Genomic DNA, 26,909 nt, shown 5'->3' with positions numbered 1-26,909 from the left:
GATTGCGCATGCCTGATTCCAAGCCGAACATTCTCGTCATCTGGGGCGACGACATCGGTATCCAGAATCTCAGCTGCTACAGCCGCGGCATGATGGGTTATTTCACGCCCAACATCGACCGGATCGCCGACGAGGGAATGCTTTTCACCGACTCGTACGGCGAGCAGAGCTGTACCGCGGGGAGGTCGTCGTTCATCACCGGGCAGAGCGTGTACCGCACCGGGATGAGCAAGGTCGGGATGCCAGGCGTCGACGTCGGTCTGCAGAAGGAAGACCCGACGATCGCCGAAATCCTCAAACCCATGGGGTACGCCACCGGACAATTCGGTAAGAACCACCTCGGCGACCTGAACAAATACCTGCCGACCGCCCACGGATTCGACGAGTTCTTCGGCAACCTCTATCACCTCAACGCCGAGGAGGAACCTGAGCACGAGGACTATCCGACCGCTGAGGAAGCGCCGCTGCTACGCAAGGCGCTGCTCCCCCGCGGCGTGATCCATTCCTGGGCGACCGAGGAAGACTCCGGCGAGGTCGACGACCGGTACGGCCCGGTCGGCAAGCAGCGCATCGAGGACACCGGCCCGCTGACCAAGAAGCGAATGGAAACGGTCGACGACGAAACCACTGCCGCGTGTGCGGATTTCATCAGGCGACAACACGAGGCCGATACCCCGTTCTTCGTCTGGATGAACATGACCCACATGCACTTCCGCACTCACACCAAGCCAGAGAGCCGAGGGCAGGCCGGCCGCTGGCAATCGCCGTACCACGACACGATGATCGACCACGACCGCAACGTCGGCCAGCTGCTCGACCTGCTCGACGACCTGGGCATCGCCGAGGACACCATCGTCATCTACAGCACCGACAACGGCCCACACGCCAACAGCTGGCCGGACGGCGCCACCACGCCGTTCCGCAGCGAGAAAGCGACCAACTGGGAGGGTGCGTTCCGTATTCCCGAGATGATCCGCTGGCCCGGCAAGATCAAGCCACGGTCAGTCTCCAATGAGATTGTCCAGCACCATGACTGGCTGCCGACGTTCGCTGCAGCCGCAGGCGACCCGGACATCGTCGAGAAGCTCAAGAAGGGCTTCAAGGCCGGCGCCGACGGAAAGACCGAATACAAGGTGCACATCGACGGCTACAACCTGCTGCCGTACCTCACCGGCGAGGTCGATGAGAGCCCCCGGCGCGGAATGATTTACTTCTCCGACGATGGCGATGTGCTGGGCATCCGATTCGACAACTGGAAGATCGTCTTCATGGAGCAGCGCTGCCCCGGCACGCTGCAGGTGTGGTTCGAGCCCTTCACCAAACTCCGCGCACCGAAGTTGTTCAACCTCCGGACCGATCCCTTTGAGCACGCCGATATCACGTCGAACACCTACTGGGACTGGATGATCGACCGCCTGTTCCTGATGTTCTACGGTTCCGCCCTGGTGAACCGGTTCCTGGAAACCTTCAAGGAGTTTCCGCCGCGGCAGGAGCCGGCGTCGTTCACGATCAACAACGCCGTCGAGGAACTCGAGAAGTTCCTCGCATCTCGGGGCGGCTGATGCTCGATACCTGGAACGAGGGTCCCGCAAAGTCGGCGATCGTCGACTTCGTGGGACGGATCATCACCGAAGGCGGTCCGGAGTACGTCGCACCCGAAGAACGCGTTGCCGTGTTCGACAACGACGGCACGCTGTGGTGTGAGAAGCCGATGTACATCCAGCTCGACTTTCTCCTGCGCCGCTTCAAGGAACAGGCCGAGGCGGACCCGTCGCTGCGCGACCAACAGCCCTACAAAGCCGCCTACACGGGTGACCTACAGTGGCTCGGCGACGCGGTCACCAAGCACTACCAGGGCGACGACACCGATCTCAAACCGCTTATGGGAGCGATCCTCCGCGCCCATCACGAGATCACCGTCGAGGAGCACGCCGGGCGGGTCAGCAGTTTCTTCGCCGAAGCTAAGCATCCGACGCTGGGCCGGCCGTACACGTCGTGCGGGTACGCGCCGATGGTCGAGCTGCTCCGCGATCTTGAAGCTAACAGCTTCACCTGTTACATCGTGTCCGGCGGTGGCCGGGACTTCATGCGTCCGGTGACCGGATCGCTGTACGGTGTCCCGCCGGAGCGCGTGGTGGGCAGCTCGGTAGGTCTCGTCTACCGCGACGGACACCTCTACACGACGGATCAGCCGGAGTTTCTCGACGACGGGCCGATCAAGCCGGTACGGCTGTGGAGCCGGATCGGTCGCAGGCCGATTCTCGGCGCGGGCAACTCCAACGGCGACATCGAGATGTTGGAGTTCACCAAGGGCCTGCGCCTGTTGGTGCTGCACGACGACGCCGATCGCGAATTCGATTACATCGCAGGTGCAGAGAAGTCCTTGGACCAAGCGTCCAACGAGGGCTGGACCGTCGTCAGCATGAAGAACGACTGGACCACTGTCTTCGGTGACTGACGACCTCGTCTGGATTCCGCCGCAGACCGCGACGCTGGGATCCGATCACCACTACCCCGAGGAGGCGCCGGCGCGGCCCGTCGACGTCGACGGGTTTTGGATGATGGCCAGGGCGGTCACCAACACGCAGTTCGCCGAGTTCGTCGATGCGACAGGCTATCTCACGGTCGCCGAGCGGCCCGTGGATGCCGCCGCCTACCCCGACGCGCCATCGGAGAACTTGCAACCCGGATCGATGGTGTTCACCCGCACCAAAGGGCCGGTGGACCTTCGGCACCTCAACCTGTGGTGGACGTGGACGCCGGGGGCGTCGTGGCGTCACCCCGTCGGCCCGCTGTCGTCCATCGACAAGCGCGCCGATCACCCCGTCGTCCATGTCGCATACGAAGACGCCGAAGTCTATTCGGTGTGGGCAGGCATGTCCCTACCGACCGAGGCCGAGTGGGAGATCGCGGCACGGGGCGGTCTGAACCAGGCCGAGTACACCTGGGGCGATGAGCCGGAGTCGCCGGGCCAACCGATGGCCAACTACTGGCACGGCGATTTCCCGTGGCGACCGGAGAAGGGATACGGCCGCACCGCCCCGGTCGGCAGCTACCCGCCCAACGGGTACGGGCTGTTCGATATGGCCGGCAATACATGGGAGTGGACCACCGACTGGTACGGCGAGACCCGTGACAACCAACCCTGTTGCGCCTCAGACAGTTACGATCCTCGGCAGCCGCAGTTCCAGGTGCCGCGGAAGGTGCTCAAAGGCGGATCATTCCTGTGTGCCGATGTCTACTGCCTGCGGTACCGTCCCGCCGCACGTCGCCCGCAGCCAGTCGATACTGGTATGAGCCATGTCGGTTTCCGCTGTGTGAAGCGCTAGCACTATGCGAGGGACTTCTCGTACTCCCACGGTTCGTAGGGGACGCCGCCTAGAAACGGTGGCTGCCACCGGGTGAAGAAGTGTCCCGCGGGATGTGCAACGTCCGTCGGCTCGATGCCAAGCTCAGCACGGACCTCTTGAAGGGGCCGGGCGAGGAGTTCTTCGTAAGGCGCAGCCATCAAGCTCTTGGCGGCCCGGCCACGGTCAACCGCTTCCTGCCAATACCGGCCCTTACGTCGCACGGACCCACCTTGAATCAACACACGGAGTAGCGCGCCGAAAACGGCTGTCGTTCGGCAGCTTCCGAGCTGCCCGTGAGTGAAGCCGAGATTGCCAAGTTCGCCACCGAGGTCGGGGCCGTACCCTCCGAGGACATGGAACAGGTCGTGCAGGACGGTGCCGCGGGCGATCATGTAGCAGAAGTCCCGGTCCCAACCGTTTCGCTCAACGACCGGTCGAATGACGTCGGCGGCGTCGAACACGCCGGCGTCGAGGCGGTGCTGGCGCAGAAAGTCTCGGTACGCGGCGCCGAGCGATCCGGGCGGAAGCGACGCGAGGTAATCATCGTCGCCGAGGAAAGCCATCAGGTCCGGCTTGTTCTGCAACAGCGTGCGCCCCTCGGGCGACTCGGCCAGCTTGCGGTATTCGCGTTCTATGGTGGGGAATCCGAACGCGACGACGGCTTCGAATACCTGCTCATGGTTGAAGGTGAGACCTATGAACTTCAGACCGAAGACACGGGTAAGCGCCTGAAATCCCGTTCGCAGTTGCCCGCCACGTGCGCGCGCGTCCATGACCCAAATAGTATACATTCTGAGGTATATGTCAATTATGTCCCCGATGGTGAAGGCCCGGCCTCGAGGCAGGCCGGCGGGCGGTGGAAATTCCCCGGCCGAAGCCCGGCAAGCCTTGGTGGATGCCGCCGAATTGTGCTTCGCAGAGCGCGGACTGGACGTGACCATGGCACAGGTCGCCCAACGCGCCGGCGTGACACGAACCGTGCTCTATCGACACTTCGACGGGCGCGACGAGCTCATCGTTGCCGTAGCCGCCCACGTGATGGACAGGTACGTGGCCACATTGATCGCAGACCTGCTGCCCACCGACGACGTTGGCGGACTCATCACCGAATCGCTGGTTTTCGTGACCACAGTCGTCAGCCGCGATCCACTGCTGGTGTTGCTTTCCTCGGGTGGCGAACACGCGCTGGCGAGCCTGCTTACCAACTCCCCTGTGCTCAGCGCCAAAGTCAGCGGACTCTACGAGCAGCTTTTCGTTCTCTACCAGGACCACCTTCGGCCGGGGCTCGAACCAGGTGATGTCGGACGCTACGTCCTCAGCATGGCTCTGACGTTGTTGATGAACGTGATTCCCGGATCGGACGACGCCGACGTCGTCCGCCGTTTCATCCACACCTTCGTGCTGCCCGCTGTCGTCCGCCGGCCGCCGGCGCCTGGACCGGTGTTCTGACACTCAATCCTTTGGGCCATCGGCGTGGATCCACCGCTTACCGCGGTCAACGGCCTCGTCGAGTGCGCCGAACACCCGCGGCGTTGCCGGGATTATCCCGTCTCCGCCGACGACGTCGCCGACACCCGCGCGCTTGAGCACCGCCTCAGACGCCTGATCGACACCCGCGATGATCAGTCGGCCACCGTTGGCCGACAGTCCTCGCGCCCACCGTTCGAGCGCATGAATCACCTTGGTGGACGGCACATCCGGCAGGGAGCCAAGGCTGAGAACCACGACTGCCTTGCTCGTACCGGACACATCGGGCCACTCCTCGTCGATTCGCGGTACTTCGGCGAACAGTCCGATACCCGCATAGTGCAGCACGGTCACGTCATTGCTCGACAGCTGGTCGGGCACCGGTGCCCGGTCCCAGCCATCCCTCGCGGGACGCAATGCGATCAGCGTTGCCGACTGCGTAGCCTTCACGCAGTAGAGAACCAGCGATGTGATCGCACCGATCAGAATCGCGGTATGCAAGGGCAACTGTGTCGTCGCCGCGAAGGTGATCAGCATCGCAACCGCGGACAGCGGCGCGGTGCGCAGAACGAGCTTGATGTCGGCCCAGCGGCCCGACACGAGTTCGGCACCGATCACCAGGATCAGCCCGCCGATCACCGGCATCGGGATCAGCTCCGCCAACGAGCCGGCGACCAAAACCAGTGCGGCCAGCCAGATCCCGGCGAAGATGCCCGACCATCTGGTCTGCGCCCCCGCCGAGACCGCAACGCCGGTGCGCGACAGTGACCCACCGGTCGGCAGTGCGCCGAAGAAGCCACCGGCCAGGTTGGCCGCGCCCTGGGCGACGAAATCCTTGTTCGTGCTCGGACGGCTGCCGTCGGGATTCGGTACCGCGGCCGAGATGCCTGCCGCCTGGGCGAGTCCGACCAATGCCACGGCCAATCCCCCGGCCAGCAGCTCCGGCATAACGGCGAAGTTCGGAATCTCCAACGGCGGCAGTGCGTTCGGGATCGACGCGATGTTCCCAACCGTTTCGACATCGACCGCGAGGAGTGTCACGCCGGCGGTCACCACCACCAACGCGATCAGCGTCGCAAACGCTTCAAGAGGCTTGATGAAGTGGAACACTGCCCACACCGCGACGGTCCCAAGCGCGACCAGGCAGGGCGCCAATTGCCACGACCCGACGTGGGCGAACGCATCGATGAACTTGCCGACGGTGTTGTGGCTGGCGGGTTTGTAGCCGGTGGCGTCGTGGATCACGCCGGCGATGATCTGCAGCGCGATGCCGGTGGTGAAACCGGTCATCACCGCGTTGGAGACGAAGTTCATCATCGCGCCGAAGCGCAGCAGCCCGAACAGCAGCATCACCGCGCCCGCGACGAGGACCAGCGCCGCGATGTTCGCGGGTTCGGTCGGATCCAGACCCGCGGCGGTCAACACACTTTGCGACGTCAGCGCCAGCGCGCTCGTCAGCGTCGTCACCATCAAGACGGTGCGCGCGAACATCGACCCGACGATCGTCGAGACGACACCGGAGTAGAGGCCGGCCACCGGATTGAAGCCGCCGATGCTGGCGTACGCCATGCCCTCTGGAATAGAGAACAGGCCGGTGACGAGCCCGGCGATGACGTCGCGGAATCTCGGCTTGCCCAGCGATGCGATCGGCGATTTCACTCCGGCTCAATCCATCTTCGTGGCCATCTCGAGCCGGTCCATACCCGATGGCTCGTCAAAATCGCCGAACTTGAACGTCACCGACTCGAATGTTCCGGTGAACGGAAACAGCCCTTTGTCGCCGTACTCATCGCAGACCGGTGAGACACAGTCCATCCCCACATCGAACGTCTCGGTGCCGCAGCGCTGCGGAACCTGCCGTTCGATCCTCGCCTGGGCCACCTGATCACCATCAACCGAGACGGTTACGGACGCGGGGCTGCCAGGCTGCGGGCTGTCCGGTTCGAAGTCGACGACGATGGTGTGTTTACCTGGAGGCAACGCGTTCTCGGCGACGGCGTCGTATCGTTCGATGCCGAAGAAGTTGTAGTGGTAACGAACCTTGCCTTCCCACAGGAACAACGCGAAACCTGCGGCATCACCGCCGAGGGCGCACAACACGCCTTCGGCACCACCTTCGGGTATCTCGACCGGCACCGTGATCGTGTGCGGCACGCCGACCATCTTGGGCGCCGACCCCTCGGGTAGCCGGGTCATGCCCGGATGGAAAGTGACTTCCTTGCGTCCGGTGAAGAAGCCAGGACGAAGCGTGACATCCAGTCTCTCGGCGAAGCGGTCGTCGATCGGCAGCACGTTGTACTTGGCGGCTTCGGCCAAAAACATGTCCTGCAATTCGCGCAATTTTGCGGGCTCTTGTTCGGCGAGATCGACGGACTCGCTGAAGTCTTCGGCGATGTTGTACAGCTCCCACGTGTCGTCGTCATACGAGAAGGTGCCCGCGGTCTCCCAGGGCAACCGGCCGTGACGGCAGCAGGCGATCCACCCGTCGTGGTACATCGCGCGGTTGCCCATCATCTCGAAGTACTGCTTGTCGCGGGCACTCTCCTGGTCAGCGTCGGCGAATGAATAGGCAAGACTGACACCCTCGATCGGGCGCTGAATGTACCCGTTGACTTCGACTGGTTCGCGGACACCGACGACTTCGAGAAGTGTTGGCAGGACATCGATCACGTGGTGGAACTGCGACCGCACGGCGCCGTGGTCGGCGATGCGCTTGGGCCACGACACAACCATGCTGTTGCGGGTGCCCCCGAAGTGCGACGCCACCTGCTTGGTCCACTGAAACGGGGTGTCACCGGCATGCGCCCAGCCCACCGCGTAGTGCGGCGACGTGCCCGGCAGTCCCCAGCGGTCCATGAAACGCATGGATTCCTCGACGGTGGGCTGCTGGCCGTTGAGGCTCATGACCTCGTTCGGCGTGCCAATGAGCGACCCTTCGCCCGACGAGCCGTTGTCGCCGATGATGTAGATGACCAGGGTGTTGTCCAGCTCGCCGATCTCGTCGATGGCGTCGACGACGCGACCCACCTCGTAGTCGGTGTGCTCGAGGAAATCCGCGAAGTTCTCGGCCTGGCGGGCGAACAGCGCCTGGTGCTCGGCGGGCTGGCTGTCCCACGACGGGATCTGCTCGGGCCGGTCGGTGAGCTTCGTACCGGCCGGGATGATGCCCATGTCGAGCTGATTTTGGTGAACGGTCTTGCGGTATTCGTCCCAGCCCATACTGAATCGGCCCTCGTTACGACCGCGCCAGTCGAGCGGCGGTTGGTGCGGGGCGTGCGCCGCTCCAGTTGAGAAGTAGCCGAAGAACGGCCGGTCGGGGGCGATCGTCTTCTGCATCTGAATCCACCCGATCGCATCATCGGCCAGGTCACGGGTGAGCTGGTAGCCGTCCTCCGGGCGCGCCGGTGGTTCGACGGGAGTCGTGCCCCGGATCAACGACGGATAGAACTGATCGGTCTCGCCGGCGATGAATCCGTAGAAGTGATCGAATCCCTGATTGGTCGGCCAGTTGTCGAACGGGCCTGCCGGGCTGGTCTGGTTGTCGGGCACATTGTGGTTCTTGCCCCACCACGCACAGGTATAGCCCGCTTGTTTCAGCAACTCACCCATCGTCGCGCAACTTTTCGGAATGATGCCGCAGTAGCCGGGATAGCCGGTCGCCATCTCCTGGATGACACCGGTGGCCACCGAGTGGTGGTTGCGCCCGGTCAACAGCGCTGCCCTGGTGGGTGAGCACAACGCGGTGGTGTGGAACTGGTTGTAGAACAAGCCGCGCTTGTGCAGGCGTTCCGCCGTCGGCATCCGCACCAGGCCGCCATTGACGCTAGGCCAGCCGAACCCGACGTCGTCGATCAAGACCAGCAAAATGTTCGGCGCGCTGTCCGGTGCCTGACGTACCGGCGGGAAGTCCGGAGTCGAATCCTGTGCGTACAAATTGATTTGGGCGTCGGGGAAAGTCCACTCCGGCTCGGGCAGGTGATAACGATCAAGGTGCAGCGGGTAATCCGAGTCGTTGTCAGCGGCCATGCGTCAATGCTGTCACTGCACCCGTGATCGTCGCTGGCAATTTCTGCACTTCGCAACAATCGACATCCTCAGGTGGAAAGCTCGGAACCATCGTCGGAGGCGAAGGAAAAATCGATGAACGAGGATTTTTACGGTGAGATCAAGCTCGACGTCCGCGACTCGAAGGCCGATTGGACTCCATACTCGTTGAAGCGTGCGCCTGAAGGTGCGCCGAATGTTCTGGTGGTCTTGTACGACGACACCGGCATGGCCTCGTGGTCGCCCTTCGGCGGCCGAATCAACATGCCGACCCTCCAGCGTTTGGCGGACAGCGGGCTGACGTACTCGCAATGGCACACCACCGCGCTGTGCTCGCCAACGCGATCCTGCTTTCTGACCGGCCGCAACCATCACGTCAATCGCTCCGCCTCGATCGTCGAAGGCTCCGACGGGTTTCCAGGTGCTGCCGCTCGGATACCGGCCGAGTGCGCGACTCTTGGCCAGGTGCTTCAAGACAACGGCTATTCCACCTTCTGGATCGGCAAGAACCACAATGTCCCCGAGGAGGACATCGCCAGCGGCGGCAGCAGGTCCGAATGGCCGCTGCAAAAAGGGTTCGATCGCTTCTACGGATTCATCGGCGGCGAAACCAATCAGTGGTATCCGGATCTGATCGAAGACAATCGATTCATTGAGCAGCCGTACAGCCCCGAAGAGGGCTATCACCTCTCGAAAGATCTCACCGATCAAGCGCTGCGGATGTTACGTGACCAGCAGGCCACCAATCCGTCGAAGCCCTGGTACATGTGGTTCTGCCCCGGCGCCAACCACGCGCCGCACCACAGCCCCGCCGAATACGCCGAGAAGTACAAGGGCATGTTCGACGACGGGTACGAGGCTTACCGCGAGTGGGTGCTGGCGCGCATGATCGAAAAGGGCATCCTGCCCGAGGGCACCGCGATGACGCCGCTAAACCCGATGCCCGGCGACGCCGCCCTGGCCGGAGATGCGGTGCGGCCGTGGGACAGTCTCAACGATGACGAGAAGCGTCTCTTCTCACGGATGGCCGAGGTGTTCGCCGGTTTCTCGGAGTACACCGACGCACAGGTCGGACGGATCATCGACCACCTCGAGCAGACCGGACAACTCGACAACACGCTGGTCTTCTACTGCGCCGACAACGGAGCCTCCGGAGAAGGATCACCGAACGGTTCGGTCAACGAGAACAAGTTCTTCAACGGCTACCCCGACGAACTGTCGGAGAACATGCAGTATCTCGAAACGCTTGGTACTCCAGCCACTTACAACCACTACCCCACCGGATGGGCGGTGGCGTTCTCGACACCTTTCCAGATGTTCAAGCGCTACTCCCAGTTCTCCGGCGGCACCTGCGACCCGATGGTCATCCACTGGCCCGCAGGCATCAAGGCCAAAGGTGAAGTGCGCCAGCAGTATCACCACGCGACCGACGTCGTCGCGACCATCCTCGACGTCGTCGGGCTCGAGATGCCGGACACCTACCGCGGTGTCGAACAACATCCGCTGGACGGTGTGTCGATGCGGTACAGCTTCGACCAGGCTGACGCTCCCACCACAAAGAAGCGGCAGTACTACGCCATGTTGGGAACGCGCGGCATCTGGGAGGACGGCTGGAAGGCCGCCGCCATCCACGCACCCCTCAGCTCGGCAGGCAAGTTCGACCAGGACCGCTGGGAGCTCTACCATGTCGACGAAGACCGTTCGGAGTCAAAAGATCTCGCCGCGGAGCATCCAGAGAAGCTCAAGGCGCTGATCGACGTGTGGTTCGAGGAGGCCGACAAGAACTTCGTTCTGCCCCTCGATGACCGCTCGGCCACCGACCTGCTGACGATCGAACGCCCGCAGTCCGAACCGCCGCGGAACCGCTATGTGTATTACCCCGGAACGGCACCGGTGCCCGAGGGCGTGGCGGTCAACGTTCGCGGCCGTTCGTACAAGATCATCGCCGATGTCGAGATCCAAGCCGACGCGAACGGGGTAATCTTCGCGCACGGCTCACGATTCGGCGGCCATGCGCTCTTCATCAAGGAGCGCAAGCTGCATTACGTCTACAACTTCCTGGGCATCAAGCCCGAGCAGGAATTCGTCTCAGAGGAACTGAGTCCCGGCGCGCACAAACTCGGCATGGAGTTCAGCCGCGAGACTGCGGGCGATTACGGCGAATCACATGGAACGACAACGCTCTACGTCGACGACAAAGTCGCCACCAAGGGTCCGATGCGGGCACAGATCGGCAAGTTCACGCTGTCCGGCGACGGGTTGTGCGTCGGCTTCGACAGCGGCGACAACGTCTCGGCGCACTATGCCAATCCCGGCACCTTCACCGGCGGCACCATCCGAAGCGTGACGATCGACGTCAGCGACGAGGCGTACCTGGATCTCGAACGTGAGGCGTCGGGAGCGCTCGCGCGCGACTAAGCGACGTCACTCCCTCTCGGCGGTCTTTTTGATCGCTGCGAGAGTCGCCGGTATGCCGCTTTCGGCTGCCGCGCGGCGGATTTCGATCTGGTTCTCCGCGTCTGCTCCCCACCGCTCGTGAAAACCGGCGATGCCCTTCGGCAAGAACTCCCAGTGCTCGGTGAGACGGGTGCCGTCACCCTCGGGTTCGAGCGTGTAGCCCCAGTGCACCCAGCCGTTGTTGACCTCCCACGCGAACTCACGGCCGGGTTCGGCGGCCACCACCTGAGAACGCGTCTCCCAGGTCCGCTCCGGGGTTTCGTTGCGCCCCGTGAACCAGGCGCCGACCTCGGGACCGGCACCTTCGTCCCACCAGCACTCCCGGCAGATCGGACTCCATTCACCCGTCCGGGTCACGTCGGACACCAGCGCATACAGCTCGTCCGGGGACACTGCGACGCGCACGGACTCGGACATCTTCAATTCGGCCACGAGTCGAGTGTGCCAAAGCGCTAAGTTGGAACACGTTCTACTTCGTCGAAAGGGCAACGGGATGAGCAACGGTAGTGAGCGGGTGGCGGTCGTCATCGGCGGGGCGTCCGGCATCGGCTGGGCCACCGCGCAGGCGCTGGTCGCCGACGGCTGCCGCGTCACGGTCGCCGACCTCAACGCCGACGGCGCGCGGGACCGGGCCGCCGAGCTGGGCGAGCCGCACACCGCGGCGGAGGTGAACGTCACCGACGAGGCCTCGGTGGAGCGTCTCTTCAGCGAGATCGGGCCTCTCGACGTCGTGGTGAACTGCGCGGGCTTCGGCAGCCTCGGCCTGATCACCGACCTGTCGGTCGACGAGTTCCGCGGCGTTGTCGACGTCTGCCTGACCGGATCGTTCATCGTCGCCAAGTACGCCGGGCAGCAGCTGCGCGAAGGCGGGTCGCTGGTGTCGATCAGCTCGCTCAACGGGCGGCAACCTGCCGTCGGGATGAGCGCCTACTGCTCGGCCAAAGCCGGGCTCTCGATGCTGACCCAGGTCGCCGCCCTGGAGTGGGGACCGCGCGGCATCCGCGTCAATGCGGTGGCGCCCGGCTTCGTCGACACCCCGCTGACGGCGGGCTCGTCGCTCATCCCCGGCCTCGTCGAGGACTACGCGGAGAACACTGCGATCGGGCGTGCGGGGAAGCCGGAGGAGATCGCCAACGCGGTGGTGTTCCTGTGCTCGCCGCAGAACTCATGGCTGACCGGTGAAGTGCTCGACCTGAACGGCGGCGCGCACCTCAAGAAATATCCCGACGTGCTCGGGCATGTGATGAAATTGGCTGAAGCGCAGTGAGTTTCAAGGGAAAGCAGGCCATAGTCACGGGAGCCGGATCGGGGATCGGCGCCGCGTTGTGCCGTGCCCTGGTAGCTGCGGGCGCACATGTGGTTTGCACCGACATCGACGTCGAGGCCGCCGAGCGTACCGCAGCGCAATTGGGCGACAGGGCACGCGCGGCGCGACTCGACGTCACCGACGCGGCCGCGGTGCAGTCCGCGGTCGACGAGGTGGTCGATCGCGCCGGACGGCTCGACTTGATGTTCAACAACGCCGGAATCTGTTGGGGCGGCGACACCGAACTGCTGACGCTGGACCAGTGGAACGCGATCATCGACATCAATCTGCGCGGCGTCGTCCACGGCGTCGCGGCGGCCTACCCGGTGATGTTGCGCCAGGGCCACGGTCACATCGTCAACACCGCATCGATGGCCGGCCTTGCGGCGGCAGGACAGATCACCAGTTACGTGACAACCAAACATGCCGTCGTCGGGCTGTCGATGGCGTTGCGCTCCGAAGCAGTTCCCCGCGGCGTCGGTGTGCTCGTGGTGTGTCCGGCCGCCGTCGAGACACCGATCCTCGACAAGGGTGCCATCGGCGGATTCGTTGGCCGTGACTACTTCTTGCAAACCCAGGGCGGCAAGCCGTACGACGCCGACCGGTTGGCGCGCGACGTCCTGCGCGCCATCGAAAAGAACAAGGCGATCCTGGTGAAGCCCCGGATCGCGCGCCTGCAATGGCTGTTCGCCAGGGTCGCGCCGACATTGCTGAATCGCATGTCGATGCGGTTCATTCAGGGCCAACGCGCCAAACAGGTCGAGGCGAGGTCGAAAGTCCGTTAGAAATAGCGCGTGAATACCGAATTCACGCTGACACAGAAGCGTGCACTGGCCATCGCGACTGTGATCGCGATCCTCTTCGGCGCGTACTTCCTGCGTGGATACTTCATTCTCATCGTGGTTGCCGCGGTGGCGGCCTATTTGTTTCAGCCGCTGTACACGCGGCTCAACAGGAAGCTCGGCGCGGGACTGTCGGCCACGCTGACCCTGCTGGCGGCGTTCGCAGCCGTGATCATCCCGCTGAGCCTGTTCGTCTTCCTCGCGGTCGTGCAGATCACCACGATGGTCGAACGGGTCGCCGTCTGGGTTCAGCACACCGACCTGTCTGCCCTGGGCGATCGGTCGTTGAAGTTGGCCAACGAGCTCCTGGACCGCGTGCCGTTCGTCGACTACAACATCACTCCAGAGTCGCTACAGGGTTCGATGACGACCGTCGCGCAGGAAGTGGGCAAGTGGCTGCTCGGCTTGCTGCAAGGCGCGGCCGGCGGTGCGTTCGGCGCGATCACCGCGGCGATCCTGTTCCTGTACGTGTTCATCTCCCTGCTGACCAATCGCGACAAGGTGCTGCTGCTCATCCGGCGACTCAACCCGCTCGGCGAGGAGATCACCGATCTCTACATGTCGAAGATGGGCGCGATGGTCAAGGGCACCGTCATGGGGCAGTTCGTCATCGCCGTCTGCCAGGGTGTCGCCGGCGCCGCGTCGATCTACATCGCCGGATTCCACCAGGGCTTCTTCCTGTTCGCCGTGCTGCTGTCCGCACTGTCGGTCATCCCGCTCGGTAGCGGCATCATCACGATTCCGTTCGGCGTCGGCATGGTGCTGTTCGGCAACGTGTGGGGCGGCATCTTCGTGATCCTGTTCCACCTCATCGTGGTGACGAACATCGACAACTTCCTGCGCCCGATACTCGTTCCGCGCGCCGCCCGCCTGGACTCGGCGCTGATGCTGCTGGCGGTGTTCGCCGGTATTGCGATGTTCGGTGCGTGGGGCATCGTGATCGGTCCGGTACTGATGATCATCATCGTCACGACGATCAGCGTGTACCTGGCCGTGTACAAGGGTGTGCCGATGGATGAACCCGACGAGACGGACACCAAACCCAAGAAGCGAAACCCGTTGGCGCGGTTGGGTCGCCGCATCAAGCAGAATCGCGACGAGGCCAAGAGCGAGGACGAGCCCGACAACGCTGAGGACGAGGCGCAGCCGAAAGCTACGTCAAGCGCTGATTGAAGAACTCGATGACGCGCTTCATCACGTCGTCGGTGGGGTGACCCTCCTGCACACGGCGCTCCAGCGTCAGCACCGAATGCGCCATCTTCCCGAAGCCGTGCTCATTGCCCTTCTTCGAGTTGAGCTCGATGACCTCGAACGCATCGCCCAGCCGGTCTTTGAGTGTCTTGAACCGTTCGGCGGGCACCAGCGGGTCCTCACTGAACCGCAACCCCAACGCGCACAATCCTTCGTTGGCCGCACGCCGTTCGACAATTTTCAGCTCGGCTTCAGACAGGCCCGGGTCGCGCCGCTGCTTCGGCGTCAACGGAAACGGCAGCGAAGGCTGGCTGAGAACAGGCGCGAGCACGCTGTCGTCGACCGCCGCTGCGAGCGCAAACCCACCGGTGAAGCACTGGCCGATGACCCCGACACCCTTGCCCGGCGTCATCTCGTTGAGGTCACGGGCCAGCGCACGCAGGTAGTGCGCGACCGGACGGTCGGCATTCGTGGCGAAACCCGCGAATTCCTTGGCCACACAACCACGCAACATGACCGGGACCGCACCGGGACGCATCGCCGGCGCTCCGGGAGTGCCGAACAACGACGGAATCGCGACCGTGAACCCGTTGTCCACCAGATGATTTCCCAGCGCGAACACACCGGGATGGGCGCCGGGCATCTCCGGAATCAACACCACGCCAGGACCTTCGCCCCTGCGGTACACGTCATGGGTATAGCCCGCGGCGGAGAACGGCGAAACGGTCCAGCCGGTCAGATCTGCTTCGGGCGCGGTCATGGCGTCTCCTATTGGGCAGGCAGCTACTTAACAGGCAAAGGCGAGGCGGTCTGCGTCGCCGCAGCCAGCGTACGGAACTCTTCGGTCGTGGCCGCCCCGGTCAATGCAACCTGCGCCGGTCCCGTGGGGCCGTTCAGTCGCGCCGTCCAGAGGGGCTCGTCGGGCCGCCCTTCCCGGTCGCCGCCTTCGTAGACGACCCACGTCACGCCGTCGACGTCCTCGACACCCGTCGGGTGCATGTCGGGTCGCATCGAGGCGACGAGTTTGTCCTCGTCGGCGTTGCTCTGCGTCAGGCTCACGTACAAGTGGCTCGGCGCCAGAAAGCCGATGGTCGAGCTAACCGCGCGCAGGCTCTCCCCCGACGTCGGGTCGGTGCGTCCACCGTCGATACCGTTTCTGCTGCCGGAGTTCGGCTGCCATCCCTGGGGAAGTTGCGGCAGCCGTATCGGGATCTTGAGGGCGTCGGCGTCGGCCTGGAGCGCGCGGGGCGCGTCATAGGTGGGTGCCGGGCCCTCGGCAGGCCCGCTGGCCTGAAACGAGCACATGCCCAGCACTCCAGCCAGCACGATGCAGGCCACGATCAGCGGTCCGATCGACCAGAACATGTCCCGGCCGTCCTGCAACAACCGCGACTTCGCCGGCTTCGGAGCCGGCTGCGGCTGGGTGGTCATAGTCGCCAGTATCCCAGGTCCCAAAGGGCGGGCGCCTAATGGGACAATCTGCCCATGACCCCCGCTCGCGGTGAAGCACCCGACCGTAACCTCGCCCTTGAACTCGTCAGAGTCACCGAAGCCGGCGCGATGGCGGCAGGACGCTGGGTAGGCCGCGGTGACAAGGAGGGCGGCGACGGGGCGGCCGTCGACGCCATGCGCGAGCTGGTCAACAGCGTGTCGATGCGCGGCGTCGTGGTCATCGGCGAGGGCGAGAAGGACAACGCGCCGATGCTCTACAACGGCGAAGAGGTCGGCAACGGTGACGGACCGGAGTGCGACTTCGCGGTTGACCCGGTCGACGGCACCACACTGATGAGCAAGGGCATGCCGAACGCCATCTCGGTGCTCGCGGTGGCCGAGCGGGGCGCCATGTTCGACCCGTCGGCGGTCTTCTACATGAACAAGATCGCCGTCGGTCCCGACGCTGCCGACGTCATCGACATCACCGTGCCGGTCGCCGAGAACATCAACCGCGTCGCCAAGGTGAAGAATTCCAGCGTCGCCGATCTCACCGTCTGCATCCTGGACCGGCCGCGCCACCAGGAACTCATGGCCGAGGTCCGTGACGCCGGGGCCCGGATCCGGCTGATCTCCGACGGCGACGTCGCGGGCGCCATCTCGGCGTGCCGGCCCAATTCGGGCACCGACATGCTGCTCGGTATCGGCGGCACCCCGGAGGGCATCATCGCCGCGGCGGCGATCCGCTGTATGGGCGGCGCCATCCAGGCGGTGTTGGCACCGACCGATGACGACGAGAAGCAGAAGGCAATCGACCGGGGTTATGACCTGAACCGCGTGCTCACCACCGAGGATCTGGTGTCCGGCGAGAACGTGTTCTTCTGCGCCACCGGTGTGACTGACGGGGACCTGCTGCAGGGTGTGCGTTACTCCGGCGGCGGCTGCACCACCCAGTCCATCGTGATGCGCAGCAAGTCCGGCACCGTGCGCATGATCGAGGCCTACCACCGCCTCTCCAAGCTCAACGAATACTCCGCGATCGATTTCACCGGCGACAGCAACGCGTTCTACCCGCTGCCATAAAGGATCAACACACCAACGAACAGGGAGCAAATGTCCGACGACGCTGTCGAGTACCGCATCGAGCACGACACCATGGGCGAGGTCCGGGTGCCGATCAACGCACTCTGGCGTGCTCAGACGCAACGCGCGGTGGAGAACTTTCCGATCTCCGGCCGTGGTCTCGAGCGCACTCAGATCCGTGCGCTGGGCCTGCTGAAGGGCGCCTGCGCACAGGTCAACAAGGACCTCGGCCTGCTGGACTCCGACAAGGCCGACGCCATCATCGCCGCCGCCGGTGAGATCGCCGACGGCCTGCATGACGACCAGTTCCCCATCGATGTGTTCCAAACCGGTTCGGGCACAAGCTCGAACATGAACACCAACGAGGTCATCGCGGGCATCGCCGAGCGCAACGGTGTGAAGGTGCACCCGAACGACGACGTCAACATGTCGCAGTCGTCGAACGACACCTTCCCCACCGCCACCCACATCGCGGCCACCGAAGCCGCGGTTCGCCACCTGATCCCGGCGCTCGAGGTGCTCCACGAGTCGCTCGACTCCAAGGCCCACCAGTGGCGCACGGTCGTCAAGTCCGGCCGCACACACCTGATGGACGCCGTTCCGGTGACGCTGGGGCAGGAGTTCAGTGGCTATGCCCGTCAGATCGAAGCATCGATCGAGCGGGTGAAGTCCACGCTCCCGCGCTTGGGCGAGCTGGCCATCGGCGGGACCGCGGTGGGAACCGGTCTGAATGCCCCCGACGACTTCGACGAGCGCGTCGTCGCCGTGTTGAAGGAGCAGACCGGGCTGGCTGAACTGCGTGTCTGCGCAAACCATTTCGAGGCGCAGGCCGCCCGTGACGGACTGGTCGAAGCGTCCGGCGCGCTGCGCACCACCGCGGTGTCGCTCACTAAGATCGCCAACGACATCCGGTGGATGGGCTCGGGTCCGCTGACCGGCCTCGGCGAGATTCAGCTCCCCGACCTGCAGCCGGGCAGCTCGATCATGCCGGGCAAGGTCAATCCGGTTATCCCGGAGGCGATCACCCAGGTCGCCGCGCAGGTGGTCGGCAACGACGCCGCGATCGCCTGGGGTGGAGCCTTCGGTGCGTTCGAGCTCAACGTGTACATCCCGATGATGGCGCGCAACCTGCTCGAGTCGTTCAAGATCCTGACCAACTCCTCGACGCTGTTCGCGCAGCGCTGTATCGACGGCCTGGTCGCCAACGAGGATCGCCTCCGCGAGCTGGCCGAGTCGTCGCCGTCGATCGTGACGCCGCTGAACTCGGCGATCGGTTACGAAGAAGCCGCCGCGGTGGCCAAGCAGGCACTCAAGGAGAAGAAGACCATCCGTCAGACCGTGATCGACCGCGGGCTGATCGGCGACAAGCTCTCGCTCGAGGAACTCGACAAGCGCCTCGATGTGCTGGCGATGGCGAAGGTCAAGGACGGGTCGCGCTAAGGGTATGCATACAAACGCTGCGTAGCGGGTATAGCCCCCAAGTCATCGCCGTTGTGCGGTGCAGGGGATTGTTGACTTGTCTACGTGCCGGGGATTGTGGATGCCGGAGGCTGGGCTACCAGGCCGTCCGACGGAGGACTCTGCGGTCAAGGCGTTCTTGACCTCGACGACCGTCGGGCCATCCGCGCTGCTGATCGAAGGCGAACCGGGGATCGGCAAGACCACCCTCTGGCTGTCCGCCATCGAAGAAGCGACGGCACGTGGGTTCCGGGTGCTGTCCACACGCGCCGCGGCGGCCGAATCCGTCCTCGCGTACACGGGCCTGGGCGACATGCTCGACGACGTCGACCCGGGGACGTGGGCCGACCTGCCGCCACCACAGCTGCTCGCCGTCGACCAGGTGCTGTTGCGGGCGGGCACGGGTGAGGTAACCGACCAGCGCGCAGTGGCGGCCGCGTTCCTTGCGGTCGTCGAGCGATACGCCGAAGCCGGCCCGGTGCTGTTGGCCATCGACGATCTGCAGTGGCTCGATCCGTCCAGCGTCCATGTGATCGCCTTCGCCGCGCGGCGACTCACCGGGCCTGTAGGAATTCTAGGCAGTGTGCGTTCCGACGTCCGCGACGGCGCGAGCACGGCGTGGCTGCAGTTGCCATGTCCCGACGCACTCAACCGTATTCGTCTGAGTCCGTTGAGTATTCGCGAACTACATACCGCCGTGTCGTCGCGGCTGCAACGGCCCTTCTCGCGCCCTGCGATGGGACGCATCTACGAAGTCTCCGGCGGAAATCCTTTCTATGCCATCGAATTGGCCCGGGCGCTGGACGAAGGGTCGCTTCGAACCACGGCGGCGTCGCTGCCGCGAACGCTCAACGATGTCGTCCGCAACCGCCTCGGCGGTCTCGACCCCGACGTGCACGAAGCGCTGCTGGCGGCGTCGTGCCTGGCGGCGCCGACGGTCGAAATGGTGTCGAGGGCAACGATCGGCGATGCCGATCAGCTGATCGATTTACTCGAAATCGCTGAGGGCAAAGGCCTCATCTCCATCGACGGCAACCGTATCCATTTCACGCACCCTTTGCTGGCCAGGGGCGTCTACACCGAGGCACTACCCGCGAGCCGCAGGGCTATGCACCGTCGCCTCGCCGGGATCGTCGACGAGACCGAGCTGCGCGCAAGGCATCTGGCGCTGGCGGCGACCCGAGGCGACGACGTGACGCTGCGTGCGCTCGACAGGGCTGCCGAGTCGGCGCGTGCGCGCGGCGCACCCGAGGCCGCCGCCGAACTCACGGACCTGGCCATCGGCCTTGGCGGTGATGCGCCTGAACGCCGCCTCCGCTCGGCGCTGAATCACTTCGACGCCGGCGATCATGACCGAGCGACGTCGATGTTGCAGGAAACCGTGGACCGGCTGCCGCCCGGCGATCTGCGTGCAGAAGCGTTGTGCCGCTTGGCTGTTGTACGCCTCTACACCGAGGGATTCTTCGAGGCCACGACAGTGCTGCAGCAGGCACTCGACGATGCCGACGGCGACAGTCCGCTGCGCGTGCAGGTGCTGATCACCCTGGCGTACTCACTGATGCACGCGAACCAGGTCAGTGAAGGGAAGGACATCGCCAGCCAGGCGGTCGACGATGCCGAGCGACTTGGCCAGCCGCACCTGCTCAGCCTCGCCATCGGTATGCGGGTCATGTTGGGCTTCGTGGCCGGCGAGGGCTTCGACGACGTGAGCCTCCAGCGCGCGCTGGAGCTCGAGGACGAGAACGCCTTTACGCCCTTGGTTTTTCGGCCCAGGATGCAGCAGGCCCTGCTGCTGGAATGGACCGGTGAGCTGGCGGCGGCGCGGAAAGCGCTGGAAGCGATCCGGCTGCGCTGCATGGAGAAGGGTGAGGAGGGCGAATACGTCTTCATAGCCCAGCACGTCGTGATGAGCGCGGTGTGGGCCGGCGACTTCGTCAACGCCAACCTGGTCGCAGAAGACGCGATGGAACGTGCCCGTCAGCTCAGCGGCGGTACGCCTCTGTTCCTGGCTCACAGCATGCGCGGACCATTGACCGTGTTCGCCGGCCAGGAGGCGGAGGCGCGGCGCACCATTGCCGCCGGACTCGAGATCGGCAGGCGGGCAGGAACTTTCCGGCTCGGGGAGCGACTGCTTTCCGCCCTGGTATTCCTGGAGGTGTCACTGGGCAGGTACGCGGACGCGGTCACCGCGGTCACCCCGCTGCTGTCAGCCTTTGATCCCGACTCGACTCCTACCGAACTGCCCGGCGCCACCTTCCTGCCGGATGCCATCGAGGCCCTGGTGCAGTTGGGCAGATCGGGAGAAGCCGCGCCGCTGATCGAGGCGCTCGAACGTAATGGCCGTCGGTTCGACCGCGCCTGGATGTCCGCGGTCGGCGCCCGGGGCCGAAGCATGCTGCTGGCGGCGATGGGTGACCTCGACGGTGCGTACGCCGCGGCGCAGCGGGCGATGACGCAACACCAGCGGGTGGCGATGCCCTTCGATCGGGCCCGCACCCTGCTGCTGCTCGGCCAGCTCGAACGTCGGCTGCGCAAGAAGGAGTCGGCGTCGGCAACCCTGCAGGCTGCGCTGGAGATCTTCGAGCGGCACAACGTCCCGCTGTGGGCCGACCGCACCCGCGCCGAACTGGCGCGCGCGAACGTCGGCCCGCAGGGCTCTGGCCAACTCACCCCCTCTGAACAGCGCGTTGCCGAGCTCGCCGCGTCGGGCATGAAGAACCGCGACGTCGCGAACGCCTTGTTCATCAGCCCCAAGACCGTCGAGGCCAACTTGGCGCGGATCTACCGCAAGCTCGGCATCCGCTCACGTGCGGAACTGGGCCGCCACATCGGTCGGGTCTAGCTCGATCAGAAATAGGGAAACACCCTATTCCCCAACGCCGTTCTACGAATTAGCGTCAAGTCGGCTCCGAACACGGCATCTCCAGGAGGATAGGTGAGCGTCGACCAAGCTGCCTCGACCCCGACTCCCGTGGTCTCCCAGAGCACGGCGGCTCTGGTGACGACGGCGACCAGCCAGCCGGCACTGCGCACAGGTTTCGCGGTGCTGGGATTGGTGTCGCTGCTCGATCTGCCGAAGGCGGACAGGGCTGACCGAGTCGTGGCGTTGAGCGGTGCGGCGGCCGCGGGGTGGTTCCTGGTTCGGGGTTCAATGTCGCCGGCCAAGCGGCCGGGCCGCCGCCGCGCCTAGACGGTCACGGGAGGGCGCTCGGGCTGATCTCCTCGAGCATCTCGGTGACCAGTGCCGCGATGGGCGAACGCTCGCTGCGCAGGAGAGTGATGTGAGCGAATAGCGGGTGCCCCTTTAGCTTTTCGATCACCGCGGCCACACCGTCGTGACGCCCCACCCGTAGGTTGTCGCGCTGGGCCACGTCATGGGTGAGCACCACCCGTGAGCCCGCACCCAGACGCGACAACACCGTCAGCAGCACGTTGCGTTCCAGCGATTGCGCCTCATCGACGATGACGAACGAGTCGTGAAGCGAGCGACCGCGGATGTGTGTCAGCGGAAGCACTTCGAGCATGCCGCGCGACAGCACCTCCTCCAGCACCGCGGGGCTGGCCAGCCCCTCGAGCGTGTCGAAGACCGCCTGCGCCCAGGGACCCATCTTCTCGCTCTCGCTGCCGGGCAGGTAGCCGAGATCCTGTCCGCCGACCGCGTACAGCGGCCGGAACACCACAACCTTTCGCTGGGTGCGACGTTCGAGCACGGCCTCCAGGCCCGCGCACAACGCGAGCGCGGATTTACCGGTGCCCGCCTTGCCGCCGAGGGAGACGATGCCGACCGATTCGTCGAGCAGGAGATCCAGTGCCACACGCTGCTCGGCCGACCTTCCCCGGAGGCCGAACACTTCGCGATCACCACGAACCAACTGCACTCGCTTCTCGGCGTTCACCCGGCCCAGCGCATGTGAGCTGCCACCGAGCAGCCGGGTTCCGGTGTGGCACGGCAGATTACGCGCACCCTCGAGATCGATCTCGCCTTCGGCGAACAATGTGTCGATCTCGTCGGCCGACACCTCGACCTCGTCCATCCCGGTCCAGCCGGACGTGATGACATCCTGCGCGTGGTACTCATCGGCGCAGAGGCCGACCGCGCCCGCCTTCACCCGCAGCGGAATGTCCTTGCTCACCAATGTGACCAGTTTGCCCTCCGCAGCGAGGTTAGCCGCGACGGTCAAAATGCGAGCGTCGTTGCTGTCGTTGCGGAATCCCGCGGGCAGCACCGACGGATCGCTGTGATTGAGCTCGACGTGCAGCGTTCCACCTTGTGTCCCAACGGGTATCGGCTGGTCCAGCCGCTCGTGTTCGAGTCGCAAATCGTCGAACATCCGCAGTGCCTGCCGCGCGAACCAGCCAAGCTCGTGATGATGACGTTTGGCTTCCAGTTCGCTGATGACCACCAACGGGACCACAACCTCATGCTCGGCGAACCGGGTACATGCCCACGGATCGGACAGCAATACGGAGGTGTCGAGCACATAGGTCCGCAAGGGCGAATCAGTCACGTAGCGCTCCTCGAGTTCGCATGGCCCCACACGAACTTTCGGTGGCGGACACTGCGGTACTGGGACCGGGGCCGGTCCTCTCGTGATCACAACGATCGGTACCGCCCGGACAGCAGAGCATGTCGCTAGCCATCGGAAATGACGCTACTCCCGCCGCGCCATATGCGCCGCGCAGGCGCGCCGTAGCTAAGAGTTAGCGCTGTGTGAACTGCTTGAGCTCAGGCTCGTCGGCGAGACCCCACGCGGTGATGCGGTCGGCGATGACCTGACGCAGCTGCTCGGGTCCGAAAATGCCGGCATCCGCCATGTGCTGCACCTTGTCGGCGTAGGCGTCGATGTCGCCACCGACGACGTCGAGTTCGGCGGCGCGGCGCGCGATCGCGGTGACCGTCTCGTCGCGGCTGGTCGTCAGCAGATGCGTGATGAGGTTGGCGAAGAACTCCTCGTGGCGCTCCTCGTCCCTGGCGATGCGGCCGACGAGCGCCTTGAGCGTGGGCTCGGTGATCTGCGCTTCGAGGTTGCGGCAGAAGACGGCGTGCTCGCGCTCGAAGAACGCCATGAACGCGAGGCGCTCGATCTGGCTGTAGGACTCGGCGCGATAGCCCTTCATCACGTGTTCGACCCGAACGTCCTCGTTGGCGGTCGGGTCGATCTCGCGGGTGACGACCAGGTAGTTGCGCAGCGCGATGGCGTGCAGATGCTCCTCGGCGGTCCACCTGCCGAGCCAGCGGCCGAACTTCTCTTCGAGGATGAAGCTGAAGACGAGTTCGCGGTGGTAGCCGGCGAGGTTGTCCTTGATGATCAGCAGGATTTCCAGCCCATCGGTGATCACCTTCGGCAGCGTCACCTGGGACGGATCCCAATCCTTGCCGCCGAGGAAGGCGAAATTCTCGCCCTGTTCGAACGGCACGTAGTCGTGGGCGTACCACAGATCTTCGGAGTCGATATGACGACGCAGCTCCCGCTGCACGACCGGCTCGAGTTCGAGGATCAGCGCATTCGCGATGGGTCTCTGTGCCATAAAGTAACTGTAACCCGAATTCACAGGTTTTTAAAAACCGCGCACACGCGTGTCTACAGAGTGAGTCCCGGATACAGCGGGTTCGCCGCAAGCAGCTCCCCGGCGGCGGCGTGCACCCGATCGGCGGTGCCGTCGGTCAGCTTGTACTTGGCCTTGGATGTGCCCTCGGGCTGCGTGTTGGACAGGACGTCGACTACCAGCTCGGCCACCCGGTCGAAGTCGTCGGCGCCGAATCCACGGGTGGTCAACGCCGGGGTGCCCAGCCGGATGCCGCTGGTGTACCAGGCGCCGTTCGGATCGGCGGGAATCGCGTTGCGATTCGTCACGATCCCGGAGTCCAGCAGCGCGGACTCGGCCTGCCGCCCGGTCAGCCCGAACGAGGTCACGTCGAGCAGCACCAGGTGGTTGTCGGTGCCGCCGGTCACCAGCCCCGCATCGCGCTTGGTGAACCCGTCGGCCAACGCCTGCGCGTTGTCGGCGATGGACTGGGCGTACTGGCGGAACTCGGGTTGGCGGGCCTCGGCCAGCGCGACGGCCTTGGCGGCCATCACATGCGACAGCGGACCGCCGAGGACCATCGGGCAGCCCTTGTCGACCGCAGGTGCGTACTCCTCGGTGGCCAGGATCAGCCCGCCGCGCGGACCGCGCAGCGACTTGTGCGTCGTCGTCGTGGTGACGTGCGCATGCGGCACCGGGTCCTCGTCGCCGGTGAACACCTTGCCCGCGACCAGACCGGCGAAGTGCGCCATATCGACCATCAGCGTCGCACCGACCTCGTCGGCGATCTCGCGCATCTTGGCGAAGTTGACCCGCCGCGGGTAGGCCGAGTAGCCGGCGACGAGCACCAGCGGTTTGAACTCACGGGCCAGGGCGGCAACCGCGTCATAGTCGATGAAACCCGTCTCGGGGTTCGTGCCGTACTGGCGCTGGTGGAACATCTTGCCGGAGATGTTGGGCCGGAAGCCGTGGGTCAGGTGGCCGCCGGTGTCCAGCGACATGCCCAGCAGACGCTGGTTCCCGAGCTTGTTGCGCAGCGACTCCCAGTCGGCCTCCGACAGGTCGTTGACGTGCTTGGCGCCGAGTTCAGCCAGCCCGGGGGCTTCGACCCGGGTAGCCAGGATCGCCCAGTAGGCGACCAGGTTGGCGTCGATGCCCGAGTGTGGTTGGGCGTAGGCGTACGGCGCGCCGAACAGTTCGCGCGCGTGCTCGGCGGCCAGCGCCTCGACGGTGTCGACGTTCTGGCAGGCGGCGTAGAACCGGTGCCCGATGGTGCCCTCGGCGTACTTGTCGGAGAACCAGGTGCCCATGGTGAGCAGCACCGCGGGCGAGGCGTAGTTCTCGCTGGCGATCAGCTTGAGCGAATCCCGTTGATCAGCAAGCTCTTTGCGGGTGGCATCGGCGATGCGCGGCTCGACGGACTCGATCACCCGCAGCGCGGCACGGTACGCCTCGCTGGCGGTGTCGGCGTACTCGGCTCCCAGACCAGTGGACTCTGCAGTCATGGCTGCGAGCCTAGTCGGCTAAGCGGTCCGCAACGACGACGGGATCAGCGGCTCGTCGAGCAGCCTGCCGAACCGCTCGGCCAGCGACACTTCCGCCGGCCGGGCCTCCAGCCAGCCCCGCAGCAACCGGTAACCCTCGACGTAGGTGCTGGTGTACGCCCGCCACAGCGGCGAAGACAGAAACCGCAACATCTGGCGCGCCCGCTCATCGTTGACGAGTAGCCAGCGTTTGAGGAACTCGACGACGTCATCGACGTCGCGATGCTCGTCGTGCAGCATCAGCGCGGCGTCCTGGCGCACGTCGGCCAGGGTTGCCGCCGCCTCGGAGACTGCCTGCGCGCGGTCGCCGTCGAAACCGAGGCCCAGATCGGCATAGATCTCACCGGCCCATGCGCCCCAGTCGGGGCCGATCGCGGCGTAGAGCGCCAGGTCGGCCAGACCCTCGGCCATCAGGCATTGCGGGGTATTGACCAGAAAGATCGTCTGCTCAGCCTGACCCTTGCCCTCGACGAGCCCGGCCTCTTTGCGGCAGTGCTCGGTGTGGTGGCCGGGATACGACTCGTGGGCCACCAGGCGCGGCAGGTTCGACATCTGCTGTTTGAGGTCGGCGTTGACGGCCACCGTAGAGGTGTAGTTGCCCACGTAGTAATTGAACCCGGACCACGGCTTGTCGGTCACCACCTCGTAGGTGATGGTCTCGGCGTCGTGCAGCGGGTACTCGGTGCGGACCCGGTCGCGAAGTGCGCTGGAGAACGCGTGGATGCACTCCTCCAGGCGCTCAGGCGGCAGCTCCTCACCGGACCGGTAGGCGACCATCCGCTCGGCGAGCGATCCGGTGCCGCCCAGCGCGTCATCGAGCTTGGCGTGCGCCTGCCGGTACTGGTCGGGGTCGCCCTTGGCGATGCGCACGTCGAAATACGCCTCGACCTCGTCGACGAAACCGACGTCGTCGCCCGAGAATTTGCGGCCCGCGCAGGCCAGCGCCCGCAGGTGGGCGCCGATGAACTCCGCGCGGCTCGCTTCCAGGTCGACGCCCGCATCGAGTTCGGCCAGCAGCCGCTCGGCCTGGCGGGTGAGATCAGCGGGCTCGGGAGAGGGCTCGTCGGCGACGATGCGGCGCAGTTCGGGGTCTCCGGTGAAGGAGTCGACGTAGCCGTCCTCGACCCGGTCGAAGCGCAGTCCGAGCATCAGATATTCACGGATCAAGGTGCTGGCGTTCATGTGTCCAACGCTAACTGCAAGACTGGGC

Annotated in this window: 22 protein-coding genes; 12 read left to right on the top strand and 10 right to left on the bottom strand. The window is 64.9% G+C overall.

Features of this window, described 5'->3' with window-relative positions:
• Positions 1–8 precede the first annotated feature (8 nt).
• Genes ACIA48_RS24350 through ACIA48_RS24340 form a run of 3 tightly spaced genes read left to right on the top strand, consistent with a single transcriptional unit; the run spans position 9 to position 3,329 of the window.
• A complete protein-coding gene (locus ACIA48_RS24350; RefSeq protein WP_396737609.1) occupies positions 9–1,562 on the top strand; it encodes an arylsulfatase in 1,554 nt (517 codons plus the stop codon).
• On the top strand, positions 1,562–2,458 hold the full coding sequence (locus ACIA48_RS24345) for an HAD family hydrolase (RefSeq protein WP_396737606.1): 897 nt from the start codon (positions 1,562–1,564) through the stop codon (positions 2,456–2,458). The genes ACIA48_RS24350 and ACIA48_RS24345 overlap by 1 nt, the downstream gene beginning before the upstream one ends.
• Positions 2,451–3,329, top strand: a complete 879-nt coding sequence (locus ACIA48_RS24340; RefSeq protein WP_396737603.1) for a formylglycine-generating enzyme family protein — start codon at positions 2,451–2,453, stop codon at positions 3,327–3,329. Before ACIA48_RS24345 ends, ACIA48_RS24340 begins: the two co-directional genes overlap by 8 nt.
• A 2-nt stretch (positions 3,330–3,331) precedes the next feature.
• Here ACIA48_RS24340 and ACIA48_RS24335 read toward each other — a convergent pair whose 3' ends face one another.
• Positions 3,332–4,123: a Coq4 family protein gene (locus tag ACIA48_RS24335; RefSeq protein WP_396737600.1), complete on the bottom strand. Its 792-nt coding sequence runs from the start codon at positions 4,121–4,123 to the stop codon at positions 3,332–3,334.
• 28 nt (positions 4,124–4,151) lie between these two features.
• Here ACIA48_RS24335 and ACIA48_RS24330 point away from each other — a divergent pair, with 28 nt between their 5' ends.
• Positions 4,152–4,799 (top strand): TetR/AcrR family transcriptional regulator, encoded by a 648-nt coding sequence (locus ACIA48_RS24330; protein WP_396737597.1) that lies wholly within the window; start codon positions 4,152–4,154, stop codon positions 4,797–4,799.
• Positions 4,800–4,802: 3 nt separating this feature from the next.
• On the opposite strand, the gene ACIA48_RS24325 is transcribed toward ACIA48_RS24330, so the two are convergent.
• Together ACIA48_RS24325 and ACIA48_RS24320 are read right to left on the bottom strand one after the other, a co-directional pair.
• Positions 4,803–6,476: a SulP family inorganic anion transporter gene (locus ACIA48_RS24325; protein WP_396737594.1), complete on the bottom strand. Its 1,674-nt coding sequence runs from the start codon at positions 6,474–6,476 to the stop codon at positions 4,803–4,805.
• A gap of 6 nt (positions 6,477–6,482) precedes the next feature.
• Positions 6,483–8,843 (bottom strand): arylsulfatase, encoded by a 2,361-nt coding sequence (locus ACIA48_RS24320; protein ID WP_396737591.1) that lies wholly within the window; start codon positions 8,841–8,843, stop codon positions 6,483–6,485.
• 114 nt (positions 8,844–8,957) lie between these two features.
• Between ACIA48_RS24320 and ACIA48_RS24315 the strand changes: the two genes are divergently transcribed.
• The gene (locus tag ACIA48_RS24315) at positions 8,958–11,279 is read left to right on the top strand and encodes an arylsulfatase (RefSeq protein WP_396737588.1); all 2,322 of its coding nucleotides are present in this window, start codon (positions 8,958–8,960) and stop codon (positions 11,277–11,279) included.
• A gap of 6 nt (positions 11,280–11,285) precedes the next feature.
• Here ACIA48_RS24315 and ACIA48_RS24310 read toward each other — a convergent pair whose 3' ends face one another.
• A complete protein-coding gene (locus ACIA48_RS24310) occupies positions 11,286–11,735 on the bottom strand; it encodes an SRPBCC family protein (RefSeq protein WP_396738457.1) in 450 nt (149 codons plus the stop codon).
• A gap of 76 nt (positions 11,736–11,811) precedes the next feature.
• Between ACIA48_RS24310 and ACIA48_RS24305 the strand changes: the two genes are divergently transcribed.
• The 3 genes from ACIA48_RS24305 to ACIA48_RS24295 are packed head-to-tail and all read left to right on the top strand — an operon-like array spanning position 11,812 to position 14,639.
• Positions 11,812–12,585 carry an SDR family NAD(P)-dependent oxidoreductase gene (locus ACIA48_RS24305; RefSeq protein WP_396737586.1) on the top strand — a complete coding sequence of 258 codons (774 nt, stop codon included), beginning with the start codon at positions 11,812–11,814 and terminating at the stop codon, positions 12,583–12,585.
• Positions 12,582–13,409 carry an SDR family oxidoreductase gene (locus tag ACIA48_RS24300; RefSeq protein WP_396737583.1) on the top strand — a complete coding sequence of 276 codons (828 nt, stop codon included), beginning with the start codon at positions 12,582–12,584 and terminating at the stop codon, positions 13,407–13,409. The genes ACIA48_RS24305 and ACIA48_RS24300 overlap by 4 nt, the downstream gene beginning before the upstream one ends.
• Before the next feature lie 9 nt (positions 13,410–13,418).
• A complete protein-coding gene (locus ACIA48_RS24295) occupies positions 13,419–14,639 on the top strand; it encodes an AI-2E family transporter (RefSeq protein WP_396737580.1) in 1,221 nt (406 codons plus the stop codon).
• Here ACIA48_RS24295 and ACIA48_RS24290 read toward each other — a convergent pair.
• Together ACIA48_RS24290 and ACIA48_RS24285 are read right to left on the bottom strand one after the other, a co-directional pair.
• Positions 14,620–15,417 carry a dienelactone hydrolase family protein gene (locus ACIA48_RS24290; protein WP_396737578.1) on the bottom strand — a complete coding sequence of 266 codons (798 nt, stop codon included), beginning with the start codon at positions 15,415–15,417 and terminating at the stop codon, positions 14,620–14,622. The genes ACIA48_RS24295 and ACIA48_RS24290 overlap by 20 nt on opposite strands.
• A gap of 23 nt (positions 15,418–15,440) precedes the next feature.
• Positions 15,441–16,088 carry a DUF4245 domain-containing protein gene (locus tag ACIA48_RS24285; RefSeq protein ID WP_396737575.1) on the bottom strand — a complete coding sequence of 216 codons (648 nt, stop codon included), beginning with the start codon at positions 16,086–16,088 and terminating at the stop codon, positions 15,441–15,443.
• Positions 16,089–16,142: 54 nt separating this feature from the next.
• On the opposite strand from ACIA48_RS24285, the gene glpX reads away from it, so the two are divergent.
• From glpX to ACIA48_RS24265, 4 genes are all read left to right on the top strand, one after another.
• Positions 16,143–17,171: a class II fructose-bisphosphatase gene (glpX, locus tag ACIA48_RS24280; protein ID WP_396737573.1), complete on the top strand. Its 1,029-nt coding sequence runs from the start codon at positions 16,143–16,145 to the stop codon at positions 17,169–17,171.
• A 30-nt stretch (positions 17,172–17,201) separates the two neighbouring features.
• Positions 17,202–18,611, top strand: coding sequence for a class II fumarate hydratase (locus ACIA48_RS24275; RefSeq protein ID WP_396737570.1), 1,410 nt, complete (start codon positions 17,202–17,204; stop codon positions 18,609–18,611).
• A gap of 100 nt (positions 18,612–18,711) precedes the next feature.
• Positions 18,712–21,471, top strand: a complete 2,760-nt coding sequence (locus ACIA48_RS24270) for an AAA family ATPase (protein ID WP_396737567.1) — start codon at positions 18,712–18,714, stop codon at positions 21,469–21,471.
• A 93-nt stretch (positions 21,472–21,564) separates the two neighbouring features.
• A complete protein-coding gene (locus ACIA48_RS24265) occupies positions 21,565–21,819 on the top strand; it encodes a hypothetical protein (RefSeq protein WP_396737565.1) in 255 nt (84 codons plus the stop codon).
• A 4-nt stretch (positions 21,820–21,823) separates the two neighbouring features.
• Here ACIA48_RS24265 and ACIA48_RS24260 read toward each other — a convergent pair whose 3' ends face one another.
• The 4 genes from ACIA48_RS24260 to ACIA48_RS24245 all read right to left on the bottom strand — a co-directional run bounded on the left by ACIA48_RS24260 (position 21,824) and on the right by ACIA48_RS24245 (position 26,881).
• The gene (locus tag ACIA48_RS24260) at positions 21,824–23,137 is read right to left on the bottom strand and encodes a PhoH family protein (RefSeq protein ID WP_396737563.1); all 1,314 of its coding nucleotides are present in this window, start codon (positions 23,135–23,137) and stop codon (positions 21,824–21,826) included.
• 193 nt (positions 23,138–23,330) lie between these two features.
• The gene (locus ACIA48_RS24255; RefSeq protein WP_396737561.1) at positions 23,331–24,158 is read right to left on the bottom strand and encodes an acyl-ACP desaturase; all 828 of its coding nucleotides are present in this window, start codon (positions 24,156–24,158) and stop codon (positions 23,331–23,333) included.
• Between the two features lie 53 nt (positions 24,159–24,211).
• A complete protein-coding gene (locus tag ACIA48_RS24250; RefSeq protein WP_396737558.1) occupies positions 24,212–25,660 on the bottom strand; it encodes a glycine hydroxymethyltransferase in 1,449 nt (482 codons plus the stop codon).
• 18 nt (positions 25,661–25,678) lie between these two features.
• Positions 25,679–26,881: a DUF885 domain-containing protein gene (locus ACIA48_RS24245; RefSeq protein ID WP_396737557.1), complete on the bottom strand. Its 1,203-nt coding sequence runs from the start codon at positions 26,879–26,881 to the stop codon at positions 25,679–25,681.
• Positions 26,882–26,909 lie beyond the last annotated feature (28 nt).

This window comes from Mycobacterium sp. NPDC051804 (assembly GCF_044452905.1).
Taxonomy (GTDB): Bacteria; Actinomycetota; Actinomycetes; order Mycobacteriales; family Mycobacteriaceae; genus Mycobacterium.
The sequence above is the reverse complement of the archived record's forward strand: the minus strand, read 5'-3'. Positions and strand labels throughout refer to the sequence as shown.

What these genes read in the sequence shown, in the direction of transcription:
- ACIA48_RS24350 (WP_396737609.1), top strand. Translation starts at nt 9, where the DNA reads ATGCCTGATTCCAAGCCGAACATTCTCGTCATCTGGGGCGACGACATC.
- ACIA48_RS24345 (WP_396737606.1), top strand. Translation starts at nt 1,562, where the DNA reads ATGCTCGATACCTGGAACGAGGGTCCCGCAAAGTCGGCGATCGTCGAC.
- ACIA48_RS24335 (WP_396737600.1), bottom strand. Translation starts at nt 4,123, where the DNA reads ATGGACGCGCGCGCACGTGGCGGGCAACTGCGAACGGGATTTCAGGCG.
- ACIA48_RS24330 (WP_396737597.1), top strand. Translation starts at nt 4,152, where the DNA reads ATGTCAATTATGTCCCCGATGGTGAAGGCCCGGCCTCGAGGCAGGCCG.
- ACIA48_RS24320 (WP_396737591.1), bottom strand. Translation starts at nt 8,843, where the DNA reads ATGGCCGCTGACAACGACTCGGATTACCCGCTGCACCTTGATCGTTAT.
- ACIA48_RS24315 (WP_396737588.1), top strand. Translation starts at nt 8,958, where the DNA reads ATGAACGAGGATTTTTACGGTGAGATCAAGCTCGACGTCCGCGACTCG.
- ACIA48_RS24310 (WP_396738457.1), bottom strand. Translation starts at nt 11,735, where the DNA reads ATGTCCGAGTCCGTGCGCGTCGCAGTGTCCCCGGACGAGCTGTATGCG.
- ACIA48_RS24305 (WP_396737586.1), top strand. Translation starts at nt 11,812, where the DNA reads ATGAGCAACGGTAGTGAGCGGGTGGCGGTCGTCATCGGCGGGGCGTCC.
- ACIA48_RS24290 (WP_396737578.1), bottom strand. Translation starts at nt 15,417, where the DNA reads ATGACCGCGCCCGAAGCAGATCTGACCGGCTGGACCGTTTCGCCGTTC.
- ACIA48_RS24285 (WP_396737575.1), bottom strand. Translation starts at nt 16,088, where the DNA reads ATGACCACCCAGCCGCAGCCGGCTCCGAAGCCGGCGAAGTCGCGGTTG.
- glpX (WP_396737573.1), top strand. Translation starts at nt 16,143, where the DNA reads ATGACCCCCGCTCGCGGTGAAGCACCCGACCGTAACCTCGCCCTTGAA.
- ACIA48_RS24275 (WP_396737570.1), top strand. Translation starts at nt 17,202, where the DNA reads ATGTCCGACGACGCTGTCGAGTACCGCATCGAGCACGACACCATGGGC.
- ACIA48_RS24270 (WP_396737567.1), top strand. Translation starts at nt 18,712, where the DNA reads ATGCCGGAGGCTGGGCTACCAGGCCGTCCGACGGAGGACTCTGCGGTC.
- ACIA48_RS24255 (WP_396737561.1), bottom strand. Translation starts at nt 24,158, where the DNA reads ATGGCACAGAGACCCATCGCGAATGCGCTGATCCTCGAACTCGAGCCG.
- ACIA48_RS24250 (WP_396737558.1), bottom strand. Translation starts at nt 25,660, where the DNA reads ATGACTGCAGAGTCCACTGGTCTGGGAGCCGAGTACGCCGACACCGCC.
- ACIA48_RS24245 (WP_396737557.1), bottom strand. Translation starts at nt 26,881, where the DNA reads ATGAACGCCAGCACCTTGATCCGTGAATATCTGATGCTCGGACTGCGC.